11 protein-coding genes are annotated in these 10,793 nt (G+C 38.2%); 6 read left to right on the forward strand and 5 right to left on the reverse strand.

The annotated features are described in order from the left end of the window. Positions 1-89 precede the first annotated feature (89 nt). Genes BAZSYMA_RS00170 through BAZSYMA_RS00190 form a run of 5 tightly spaced genes read left to right on the forward strand, consistent with a single transcriptional unit; the run spans position 90 to position 4,493 of the window. Entirely contained in the window at positions 90-854 is a 765-nt protein-coding gene (locus tag BAZSYMA_RS00170) for a DUF3387 domain-containing protein (RefSeq protein ID WP_241502500.1), read from the forward strand. 14 nt (positions 855-868) lie between these two features. Then, positions 869-1,246 carry a hypothetical protein gene (locus BAZSYMA_RS00175; RefSeq protein WP_090714300.1) on the forward strand — a complete coding sequence of 126 codons (378 nt, stop codon included), beginning with the start codon at positions 869-871 and terminating at the stop codon, positions 1,244-1,246. 2 nt (positions 1,247-1,248) lie between these two features. Continuing rightward, positions 1,249-3,039, forward strand: a complete 1,791-nt coding sequence (locus BAZSYMA_RS00180) for an ABCB family ABC transporter ATP-binding protein/permease (protein WP_090714303.1) — start codon at positions 1,249-1,251, stop codon at positions 3,037-3,039. Beyond that, positions 3,029-4,132, forward strand: coding sequence for a tRNA guanosine(34) transglycosylase Tgt (gene tgt, locus BAZSYMA_RS00185; RefSeq protein ID WP_090714306.1), 1,104 nt, complete (start codon positions 3,029-3,031; stop codon positions 4,130-4,132). The genes BAZSYMA_RS00180 and tgt overlap by 11 nt, the downstream gene beginning before the upstream one ends. Continuing rightward, positions 4,125-4,493: a hypothetical protein gene (locus tag BAZSYMA_RS00190; RefSeq protein ID WP_090714309.1), complete on the forward strand. Its 369-nt coding sequence runs from the start codon at positions 4,125-4,127 to the stop codon at positions 4,491-4,493. Before tgt ends, BAZSYMA_RS00190 begins: the two co-directional genes overlap by 8 nt. Positions 4,494-4,662: 169 nt before the next feature. Here BAZSYMA_RS00190 and mrdA read toward each other — a convergent pair whose 3' ends face one another. From mrdA to BAZSYMA_RS00210, 4 genes are read right to left on the reverse strand one after another with little or no spacing between them, the layout of a single operon-like run. Continuing rightward, positions 4,663-6,501, reverse strand: a complete 1,839-nt coding sequence (gene mrdA / locus BAZSYMA_RS00195; RefSeq protein WP_090714312.1) for a penicillin-binding protein 2 — start codon at positions 6,499-6,501, stop codon at positions 4,663-4,665. Between the two features lie 21 nt (positions 6,502-6,522). Beyond that, entirely contained in the window at positions 6,523-6,996 is a 474-nt protein-coding gene (gene mreD, locus BAZSYMA_RS00200) for a rod shape-determining protein MreD (protein ID WP_090714314.1), read from the reverse strand. A 2-nt stretch (positions 6,997-6,998) separates the two neighbouring features. Beyond that, the gene (mreC, locus tag BAZSYMA_RS00205) at positions 6,999-7,808 is read right to left on the reverse strand and encodes a rod shape-determining protein MreC (RefSeq protein ID WP_090714317.1); all 810 of its coding nucleotides are present in this window, start codon (positions 7,806-7,808) and stop codon (positions 6,999-7,001) included. A 30-nt stretch (positions 7,809-7,838) separates the two neighbouring features. Continuing rightward, positions 7,839-8,870 (reverse strand): rod shape-determining protein, encoded by a 1,032-nt coding sequence (locus tag BAZSYMA_RS00210; RefSeq protein WP_090714320.1) that lies wholly within the window; start codon positions 8,868-8,870, stop codon positions 7,839-7,841. Between the two features lie 92 nt (positions 8,871-8,962). On the opposite strand from BAZSYMA_RS00210, the gene BAZSYMA_RS00215 reads away from it, so the two are divergent. Further along, positions 8,963-10,438: a fumarate hydratase gene (locus BAZSYMA_RS00215; RefSeq protein WP_090714322.1), complete on the forward strand. Its 1,476-nt coding sequence runs from the start codon at positions 8,963-8,965 to the stop codon at positions 10,436-10,438. Here BAZSYMA_RS00215 and BAZSYMA_RS00220 read toward each other — a convergent pair. Continuing rightward, complete coding sequence (locus BAZSYMA_RS00220; RefSeq protein ID WP_090714324.1) at positions 10,435-10,752, reverse strand: hypothetical protein; 318 nt, start codon at positions 10,750-10,752, stop codon at positions 10,435-10,437. The genes BAZSYMA_RS00215 and BAZSYMA_RS00220 overlap by 4 nt on opposite strands. Positions 10,753-10,793 lie beyond the last annotated feature (41 nt).

The following is a 10,793-nucleotide window of genomic DNA, read 5'->3' on the forward strand; positions in this document are numbered from 1 at the left end:
TTAGGCGCTCAAAATTGTATACTTTCAGATGAAAAACTTAAAAGAACGACTACTTAAAAGAAGTCACACTTTTATCAAAACTTTTTGCAATGTCAATTCCAAGCCCTGATGCAGAAGCAATAAAAGATGAAGTTGCGTTTTTTCAGGCCGTAAAAGCACGAATAAATAAGTTTACAGGTAGTGGCGTAAAATCGGATTATGAAGTAGAAACCGCCATAAAACAAATTATAGATAATGCCCTTTCAAGTGAAGGAGTCATTGACATATTTGAAGCTGCAGGCATTAAAAGCCCATCGGTAAGTATTTTATCCGATGAGTTTTTATTAGAAGTAAAAAATATGCAACAAGAGAATGTTGCTTTTGAATTGCTCAAAAAACTATTAAGTGATGAAGTAAGCATTCGGAAAACAAAAAATATCGCACAAGGAAAGAAGTTTTCAGAAATGCTGGGAACAGTTGTTAAACGCTATCATAATAATCAAATTGATTCGGCACAAGTATTGGCAGAACTTTCTGAAATAGCCAAAGAAATGCGCCTAGAAGATTATAAGTCAGAAGAACTTGGGCTTTCTTCTGAAGAATATGCTTTTTATAGTGTTTTAAAAGAAAATGAATCTACCAGTTTTTTAGATGATAACAAAATGAAAGAATTGATTCGTGCGATTGTTGATGTCATTCGAAAAAATGCAACAGTTGATTGGAGCAAACGAGACGATGTAAGGGCAAAATTAAGATTGACAGTAAAGAAGATATTAATGCGTTATGGGTATCCGCCAGATTTGGCAAAACTGGAGGCTGATAAAGTTTTAGTGCAAGGGGAATCTTTAGCGGATATATTTTCGACTGAAAATTAAAGAGATGAAAAAAAATGAATAAAATATTTACCCTGCGTTCACCGCTATATATTAAATACCCGAATGGCGAAACTCGGGTGATTGAGGAGATTTTCCAACACCCAAAAGATATTTTGTATTTTGAATTGTTTTGGGAAAAAGACCCAAAATATAGCATTCATTTGATTGAGGGTGAGATTACCGGTGATGGGCCTTGGCGAGTTGGCGTGTGTAGTTTACATGTATTGGGGTGCAATCATACGCATCCACAAATGTGTGAAATGCACAGTTTTTGGCAAAGCGAATTATTGCAAAATCCTGCACAGTTTAAAAGTAATGAAGTGGTAAAAATCGCGCTAAAAAAAGGCGCTATTTTGCCTGATGACTATCCAGTAAACGATAAAAGGTTTTAAAGATGCAAGGATTTAACAGCCAAACCAAAGCCAGTGATTTTAAAACTCGGGACATTAAAGTTTTAAGAAAGTTAATGCCTTATTTGTTAAAGATGCGCACCCGTGTTATTTTAGCAACCTTGTTCTTGATTGTTGCTAAGTTGGCAAATGTTGCTGTGCCAGTGGCACTTAAGGGGATTGTTGATGCACTTGACCAACCCGATGTGTTGGTGGTGTTGCCCTTGGGGTTGTTGTTTGCTTATGGTGTGTTACGCCTGAGTAGCTCTTTATTTAACGAGCTCAGAGACGCTGTGTTTGCACGGGTGCGCTACCATGCTATGCATTTGATTGCACTTGGTGTCTTTAAGCACTTGCACACCTTAGACTTGTCTTTTCATTTGGATCGCCGTATTGGCGGTATTACGCGTGATATTGACCGCGGCACACAAAGCGTTTCCACGCTCTTATCTATTTTTGTTTTTAATATTTTGCCGTCGTTTTTTGAAATTATTCTGGTGATTGGTTTGTTGTGGGTTAATTACGATGGTTTTTTTGCAGGAATTTCGTTATTGACCGTGGTATTTTATGTAGCATTTACTTTGGCAATCACCACTTGGCGGATGAAATATCGTTATGAAATGAACGATATGCAGTCTGAGGCAAATACCAATGCAGTAGACAGCTTAATTAACTATGAAACGGTCAAGTATTTTAATCGCAAGGATTTTGAGGTGAATCGTTATGATGAAACGATGAGTCGCTGGGAAAATGTCGCTACTAAAAGCTTTACCTCAATGACAGCACTTAATTTTGTTCAGGGTGCAATTATTGCCGTAGGTGTTACCGTTGTTTTGATTTTAGCGGCGCAAGGTGTGGCAGATAAAAATCTGAGCCTTGGTGATATGATTATGATTCAAGCTTTGTTATTGCAGTTGTTTATACCGTTAGGGTCTTTGGGTATTGTTTATCGACAAATCAAGCATAATTTTATCGATATGAATAATATGTTTGATTTACTTGAGCGCCGTGCAAAAGTGTGTAGCCCTAAAGATGCACCGAAGCTAAACATAATTCAAGGCAAGGTTGAGTTTAAGCACATTTCTTTTGCTTATGAAGGCAAAGACAAGGTATTAAAAAAGGTGAGTTTTTCAATTGAGTCGGGACAAAAAGTAGCAATTGTTGGGCAATCTGGCTCTGGAAAATCAACACTGGCTAAGTTATTGTTTCGGTTTTATGATGTGGACAGTGGCGAAATCTTAATTGATAAACAAGACATTAAAACCCTTAATCAGCACTCGGTGCAATCAGTTATTGGTGTTGTGCCACAAGATACGGTGATGTTTAACGAGAGTATTTATTACAATATTGCCTATGGAAAACAGGGGGCAACTCAACAAGAGGTAGAAGCAGCGGCGAAGTCAGCTTTTATTGATAAATTTATTGAAGCGTTGCCTCAGGGTTACGATACCCTAGTCGGGGAACGCGGGCTTAAATTATCAGGGGGTGAAAAGCAGCGCATGGCAATTGCTAGAGTTTTGCTTAAAAACCCGCCTATTTTGATTTTTGATGAGGCGACTTCGGCGTTGGATTCTTATAGTGAAAAAATGGTACAAAAAGCTATCAACACCCTTAGTAAAAAAACTTCTACACTGGTGATTGCACATCGTCTTTCTACCATTGTGGATGCTGATAAAATTATCGTACTCAGTGAAGGTGTGATTAGTGAGAGTGGCACACATAAGGAATTATTATCTATGAATGGAATATACGCGCAACTTTGGCAGATACAATCAAAGGATGCAGATGAAATTTAAACTAAAAAATACAAACGATAAAGCCCGTCGTGGCACAATGATATTTGCAAGAGGCACGGTTGAAACACCAGCATTTATGCCAGTTGGCACTTATGGTACAGTGAAGGCGATGACCCCTGAAGAAGTTGAAGGGATTGGTGCACAAATTATTCTGGGCAATACTTTTCATCTGTCCATTACCCCTGGTACAGATGTAATTAAAGCACATGGTGATTTGCATGATTTTATGCATTGGCAAGGGCCAATCCTAACAGATTCAGGCGGTTTTCAGGTGTTTAGCTTGGGTGATATGCGCAAAATTAGCGAAGCAGGTGTGGATTTTCGCTCACCAAAAGACGGTGCCAAAATTTTTATGGGGCCAGAAGAATCGATAAAAATTCAGTCCGACCTAGGCTCAGATATTGTCATGATTTTTGATGAATGCACACCTTATCCAGCTGATAAAGTAACAGCAGAGCAGTCAATGCAGTTGTCGTTGCGCTGGGCGCAACGCTCAAAAGATGCACATCAAGCGTTAGGCAATGAAAATGCATTATTTGGCATTGTTCAAGGTGGTATGTATGAAGATTTGCGCCAACAATCAGCTAAAAAGTTGATTGAAATTGACTTTGACGGCTATGCGATTGGTGGTTTAAGCGTGGGAGAGCCCAAAGAAGAAATGATGAAAGTTTTGGATTTTCTACCTGAGCAATTGCCAGATGATAAACCCCGATATTTAATGGGGGTAGGAACACCCAGTGATTTGGTAGAGGCGGTTGAGCGTGGTATTGATATGTTTGATTGTGTAATGCCTACGCGTAACGCACGCAATGGCTATTTATTCACTTCCAGTGGTATTGTGAAAATTCGTAACGCACAATACAAGTTGGATACTAAGCCCTTGGATAAACGCTGTGGTTGCTATACTTGTCAGAATTATTCTCGTAGTTATTTGCATCATTTACAGCGTAAAAATGAGATTTTGGGGGCGCGACTTAACACTATTCACAATCTTTATTATTATCAAGATTTAATGAAAGGTATGCGAGAAGCGATTGAGAAGGGTGTTTTTGCAGAATTCAAACAATTGTTTTATAAAATGCAAAATGAATAAACAACTTTTATTTTTTGTTGATGAGGGTGGTTTTGATGACTTTACCCCACTGTTTTTAAGTATGGGGTTTGATGTTGATTTTGAGGACTCACAAAGAAAGGCAGTTCAATTAGCTAAGAAAAATCGATATGATATTTTGGTAGCAGAGTTTAGTTATAATCCAGAATTTCGTGACCGTGTGAGTAATATTGAATCGTTGCTAGCCACGCTTGAAAATCACTCCCCCAAGGTGAAGATTATTGCACTTTATGATGAAATCAATCAAGCGCAACTTGATCAATTAAAGCAGCGTTATAGGGTAGATGCGGTATTTTCATTTCCAATTGATGAGCAGATGATAAAAACTGCACTTATAAAATAGACCTTTGCATAAATAGGGATGATTGGCTAAAGTCAATTTTCCCCCAATTGGTGATTTATTTAAACCTTGTCCTAGCAGGGCTAAGGCTGGGTTCACCCTCCTAGAGGACTGTTGGGTGTCGCTGGAAAAATCGCCAAGTGGGTAAAAAGTGGGTTTCTGATGATTACTTCTATTTATGTAAAGGCCTCTCAAAATATAAATCTAGCACTGCTTTGGCAAGTGGCGCTGCTTTTGTACTACCGCTACCTGCATTTTCTACAATGACAGCAATCGCAATCTTTGGGTTTTTAATAGGTGCAAATCCAGTGAATAATGCGTGGTCTCGTAAGTGCTCCTTTAAATTAGCTGCAATATATTGCTCTTCAGCATCCAAGCCAAATACTTGGGCAGTGCCTGTTTTTCCTGCTAAGGTGTACTTCAAATTCTTGTTGAGTCTTCTGCCTGTGCCTTGGGGTGCATAGATTGTTTGCCTCATGCCTTCAATTACATCTTCCCAATTATGAATGTCTTTAATGGGGATTTGTTTTTGAGGGCTTTTAGCTGTATTTTTAATACTATCTCCTGGGGCCTGTGTGCTTTTGAGTAATTTAGGTTGAATAATCACACCTTTGTTGGCCAAAGCTGCTGTGGCAACAGCCAGTTGTAGTGGGCTAGTGGTCATAAAGCCTTGCCCAATACCTGTAATTAGAGTCTCGCCTCGATACCAAGGCTCATCCTTATTGATTTTTTTCCAAGCCCTTGAAGGCAAGATGCCACCACGCTCTCCAGGAATATCAATACCCGTTATTTTGCCAAAATTAAAAGGTTTTAAGCCATCATATAAATCATCAATACCCATTTTGTCAGCTAAATCATAAAAAAAAATATCACAAGATTGTGCAATGGAGTCTTTAACATCAACCACGCCATGTCCACTGCGCTTCCAATCGTTAAATTTGCGTTTCACATTAGACAGTTTAAAAAAACCTGGACAGTAAACTTTACTGTGTGCAGTAATTACACCTTGCTCAAGCCCTGCCAATGCCACCATGGGCTTAATAGTTGAACCTGGCGGGTAGAGACCTTGAATAGCACGATTGAGTTGTGGAATGTCTTTTGATGTTTGTAGTTTGTTGTAATTTTTATGCGAGATGCCATTAACAAACCAATTGGGGTTATAAATAGGCGTACTTACCATGACTAAGACTTCTCCATTCGTTGTATCAACCGCTACAATTGAACCACGCTTACCTTTGAGTAAGGACTCTGCTTTTTTCTGTAATGCTAAATCAATACTGAGATACAAATCGCTACCTTGTTCTGGTTCTTGAATATTTTTGCTGTTAATGACTCGGCCTGTCGCATTGCGCTCGATTTGTTTCTTGCCATTTTTTCCATGTAGCAAGGTTTCATATTGTTTTTCAATGCCAGTTTTGCCAACAAAAGAAGTACCTGCATAATTTTTCTTATTATAAAAGGCTTTGTCTTTTTTATTCATTCTGGAGACATAACCAGTCACATGCACACTAGAGTCGTTGTTAGGATAGACTCGATGGAAATAAGGCTCAATATCAATACCAATAAATTGATTGCTCACTAAAAATTTGGCTACTTGCTTTTCACTTAGTTTGTGCTTTAATGGAATGTTATGGAATTTTTTATAGTGCTTTTTGATTGTTTCGAAAGTGGCAATATTTTTATCATTAATTAAGCCAAACTTTTTAAGTGCCAGTAATGTTGCGGGGATATCTTTGGTTTTTTCAGGGGTCAATGTAAGTTTATAAGCAAGCTGATTGGTGGCAATAATTTTTCCATAACGGTCAAAGATTTTCCCACGCGTTGAGGTAATCGGTAGGGTACGCATTTGATTACCCAATGATTCTTCAGTGTAATAATCGTAATGACTAATTTGCAGATTGAAAAGTCTTGATATCAAGACCAAGGTTAAAAGGAGTATAAAAATCAGAGCCCAAACCATTCTGTTAGAAAAAATCCTATTTTCTAATTTGATATTGCTAATTTTATTCATAAATCATCTTAATATATTGTGTTAGTGTCTGAGCTTTGAGAGTAGTGATTGAACCACAGGCCATAGTAGTGCGCTTAAAAATGGTTTGAATAGTAAATAGGCATTAAAACTAAAATCTTGGGTTGATAGGCCATGTACCAATAGCAATAGCCCCAAATAGATGCTAGATGCAGTAAAGATATAAACTTGCTGTGTGGTAATATTGGAAACAACAAGAGATTGTTTTATATTGCTAATAAAAGCGCTACTTAAGATAAGTGCCAAAGCATTTTGTCCTAAGATATCTCCGTATAGCACATCAATTAACACGCCTAGTAGCAAGGCAAGAAAGAATTTCCCTTGAGCAGGGAAATTCGTTAACCAATAAGCAAAAAACAACAAGAGCCAAAAAGGTGCAATACTTAAAACGATTTCAGGCAAGGGCAGTATGCTAATAATCAGTGCAAATAGCGTGATTTTAATAAGAAAAACATAAGGTCTTTGATAGCTAAACATAGTTAAGATTTTTTAAGGGTATTATTGATTAAAACAAATTCTAACTGTTTAATGGACTGAGATGGTGTTAATTCAATAGTCAAAAATGGGTCATTTACCTTCTTTTCTACATGAGTTACACGACCTACTGGATATCCTGCTGGAAATTTTGAGCTGATAGCGCTACTTAGAAAAACATCCCCGACTTTTATATCAAGCCCATGTTGAATAAAGCGTACCATTAACTTTCCTTGATGAGATGCCACACCCTTACTGATACCGCGGATACCATTACGCTCGTTTTTAACAGGTATATGTTGGGTTGGGTCAGTGGTTAGCAACACGCTTGAATATAATGGCGTTACTTGACTCACTTGTCCAAGTATGCCATCAGCACCCAATACAACTTGACCAATTTTTATGCCATCACTACTGCCTTTATTAATGGCAATTTGTTTTTTTAATCGTGACTGACTGATAGAGCTGACACGCGCTAATATAAATGTTTCTTGGTCAAGTTTGTAGCGAGAGTTTAGTAATTGACTTAATTTTTGATTTTCTAATAGTAGCGCATTATGGTTTTGTAAATCAACTTTTAAGCGCACTAACTCAGCGCTGAGTTGCTTGTTTTGATTTAATAAGATTTGCTTTGTTGTGCCTTGCTCGTTAATCCAAATATAGAGTTGAGACGGCAAGTTGATTGCCAAATATATTGGCGATATGAGCGTAGCAATGGATTTTTTTAAACTGTCTAAATAGGAAAACTTATAATCTGAAAAGAGTAGGAAAATCGCAATCAAAACAGGTATAAAAAGGCTTAAAATTTTTTGCATAACTTAGATATTCAAATACCTAAAGAACAATTATTCTGCTGATAAAAACCCTATCTCGTGTTGACTGATCATATCTAGAACAATGCCACCACCACGAGCCACACAAGTTAGAGGGTTGTCGGCGATACGCACTGGTAAATTAGTTTCTTTGCTGATGAGTTTGTCAAAACCCTCTAAAAGCGCACCACCACCTGTTAATACTAAGCCATTTTCTGAAATATCAGCACTTAGCTCTGGCGGCGTCTGCTCAAGTGCAATTCTTACTGCGCTAACAATGCTAAGTAATGGTTCTTGTATGGCTTCTCTGATTTTTGTATTGCTCACTTCAAAACTTACTGGAATGCCTTTAGCAATATCTCTACCTTTAAATTCCATTTTCTTGATGACATTTGTTTCAAAGGCTGATCCCAGTTCTTCTTTAATTTTCTCAGCGGTAGATTCACCGATAATAATGCCATACTCTCTACGCACAAATTTAATGATATTGTCATCAAGTACATCGCCACCGATGCGTAAAGAGTCGGAATAAACCAATCCATTGAGTGACATAATCGCAATTTCTGTGGTGCCACCACCAATATCAACAACCATTGTGCCTGATGCTTCTTTAATTGCCATGCCTGCACCAAGTGCTGCTGCCATTGGTTCTTCAATTAAATATACATCACGCGCACCAGCACCAATTGCACTTTCTTTGATAGCGCGACGCTCTACTTGGGTAGCACCACAAGGAACACAAATAAGCACTTTAGGGCTCGGTGAGAAAAAACCACCATGAGAGACTTTACGAATAAAGTGTTGCAACATTTTTTCTGTGATTTTAAAGTCAGCAATAACGCCATCCTTCATTGGACGAATCGCCTCAATTGAACTAGGTGTTCTGCCTAACATATCCTTAGCGTCTTGACCCACTGCAATAACAGTTGCTTCTGTTGCGCCTCTTTCATGATGAATAGCAACAACAGATGGCTCGTTTAATACGATTTCACCATCCATAAAAATGAGTGTATTTGCTGTTCCAAGGTCAATAGAAAGACTCAAAGGTTTGAAAAAATTAAACATAAAAACTCCGCTTAGATGTTAGATAAAATAAATAGCAGATATAATACTATAAATAGCCAATAACTTCTTAATAAATTTAGGCAATCATTAGTATGAAAATTCAGCAAAAGCATGTCATTGAAAGCGTTGCCAACGCACTGCAATATATTTCTTATTACCATAGCCCTGATTTTATTCAGGCAATGGTAAATGCGTATGAGAAAGAAACCAATCAGTCGGCTAAAAATGCCATTGCGCAAATTTTAATTAATTCAAAAATGTCTGCCATTGGTCAACGCCCAATGTGTCAAGACACAGGCATTGTCAATGTATTCGTTGAAGTGGGTATGGATGTTGTGTGGGCAGCTGATTTATCGTTGGAAGATATGATTAATGAAGGCGTTAGACGAGCCTTTACTAATGAGAACAACCCTTTGCGTGCTTCAATTGTTGAAGATCCACTCTTTAGTAGAACCAACACTAAAGACAACACACCAGCAGTCATCCACATGAAAGTCGTATTAGGCAATAAGGTAGATTTTATTGTGGCAGCCAAAGGTTGTGGATCGGAAAATAAAGCAAAGTTTGCCGTCTTACAACCTGATGATAATGTCACTGATTGGGTATTAAAAATGATCCCTACAATGGGCGCAGGCTGGTGTCCACCAGGTGTCATCGGTATTGGTGTGGGCGGTACTGCTGAAAAAGCGATGCTGATGGCAAAAGCAAGCCTAATGGAATCAATTGACATTCAAGATATTGCCCAAAAACCAAATCCAAGTAATCTTGAAAAACTCCGCCTAGAGCTGATGGAAAAAATCAATAATCTTGGTATTGGTGCGCAAGGTTTAGGGGGGTTAACTACCGTATTGGATGTTAAAATTCAAGACTATCCAAGTCATGCTGCTTCTCAAGCGGTTGCTATAATTCCAAATTGCGCTGCCACGCGTCATCTGCATTTTTCTATGGATGGATCGGGCGCAGCAACTTTGCCGGAAGTAGATATGAGTGTTTATCCTGATCTAGAAATGGACTATTCTAAGTACAAAAAAGTTGATTTAAGCACACTTACTCGCCAGCAGATGACCCAGTGGAATATTGGTGATACCTTGTTACTTACTGGCATACTTGTCACTGGCAGAGATGCAGCGCATCAGCGACTTAAGCAAATGTTAGACAGTGGTAAAGGCTTACCAAAAGGCGTAGATTTTAATAATAAATTTATTTATTATGTTGGCCCAGTAGACGCAGTGGGTGATGAAGTGATTGGTCCTGCAGGACCCACTACAGCTACACGCATGGATAAATTTACCGATATGATGTTAAAGGAGACGGGCATACTCGGTATGATTGGAAAAGCCGAGCGAGGTGCAGCAGCCACACAAAGCATTAAAAAACATCAGGCCAGTTATTTGATTGCTGTTGGTGGTGCGGCTTATTTGATTTCTAAATCTATCAAAAAAGCCAAAAAAATAGCCTTTGCAGAAATGGGTATGGAGGCTATTTATGAATTTGAAGTTAAGGATATGCCAGTAACGGTCGCCGTGGATACTCAGGGTGCAAATATCCATGTGAAAAATCTAGGCTAATCTTCTTCGTCATATCCCCATATTAATTGCTCTTGTTTGGCTTTCCAGTAAGGTGATCGAAAGTCCCTTATCCATATCTTAACAGCTTTTTCGTCCCCGTCTTTTCTCCACATGGTTAATCTAGCGCAATCAGCAGCTCTACCTGTTCTCCATGCCCAATTGACCTTACTCATACAGTCTCTGGCATCTATACATTTGGTAATGCCTGATTTGACATAACCAGTTGCATCTTCTAATTTTTCAAATTCTAAATAAATGACTGCATTTGCATTCAAAGAAAATAAAGCCACCACTATAAGTATTGTTTTTTTCATTGCACCTCTTTTAATAATAGATTTGCATTATAACATGTAAA

It is taken from the genome of Bathymodiolus azoricus thioautotrophic gill symbiont (genome assembly GCF_001298715.1).
Taxonomy (GTDB): domain Bacteria; phylum Pseudomonadota; class Gammaproteobacteria; order PS1; family Pseudothioglobaceae; genus Thiodubiliella.

Coding starts and splice junctions, on each gene's coding strand:
- BAZSYMA_RS00190 (WP_090714309.1), top strand. CDS start 4,125: ATGAATAAACAACTTTTATTTTTTGTTGATGAGGGTGGTTTTGATGAC.
- mreD (WP_090714314.1), bottom strand. CDS start 6,996: ATGTTTAGCTATCAAAGACCTTATGTTTTTCTTATTAAAATCACGCTA.
- BAZSYMA_RS00210 (WP_090714320.1), bottom strand. CDS start 8,870: ATGTTTAATTTTTTCAAACCTTTGAGTCTTTCTATTGACCTTGGAACA.
- mreC (WP_090714317.1), bottom strand. CDS start 7,808: ATGCAAAAAATTTTAAGCCTTTTTATACCTGTTTTGATTGCGATTTTC.
- BAZSYMA_RS00180 (WP_090714303.1), top strand. CDS start 1,249: ATGCAAGGATTTAACAGCCAAACCAAAGCCAGTGATTTTAAAACTCGG.
- BAZSYMA_RS00175 (WP_090714300.1), top strand. CDS start 869: ATGAATAAAATATTTACCCTGCGTTCACCGCTATATATTAAATACCCG.
- tgt (WP_090714306.1), top strand. CDS start 3,029: ATGAAATTTAAACTAAAAAATACAAACGATAAAGCCCGTCGTGGCACA.
- BAZSYMA_RS00220 (WP_090714324.1), bottom strand. CDS start 10,752: ATGAAAAAAACAATACTTATAGTGGTGGCTTTATTTTCTTTGAATGCA.
- BAZSYMA_RS00215 (WP_090714322.1), top strand. CDS start 8,963: ATGAAAATTCAGCAAAAGCATGTCATTGAAAGCGTTGCCAACGCACTG.
- BAZSYMA_RS00170 (WP_241502500.1), top strand. CDS start 90: ATGTCAATTCCAAGCCCTGATGCAGAAGCAATAAAAGATGAAGTTGCG.
- mrdA (WP_090714312.1), bottom strand. CDS start 6,501: ATGAATAAAATTAGCAATATCAAATTAGAAAATAGGATTTTTTCTAAC.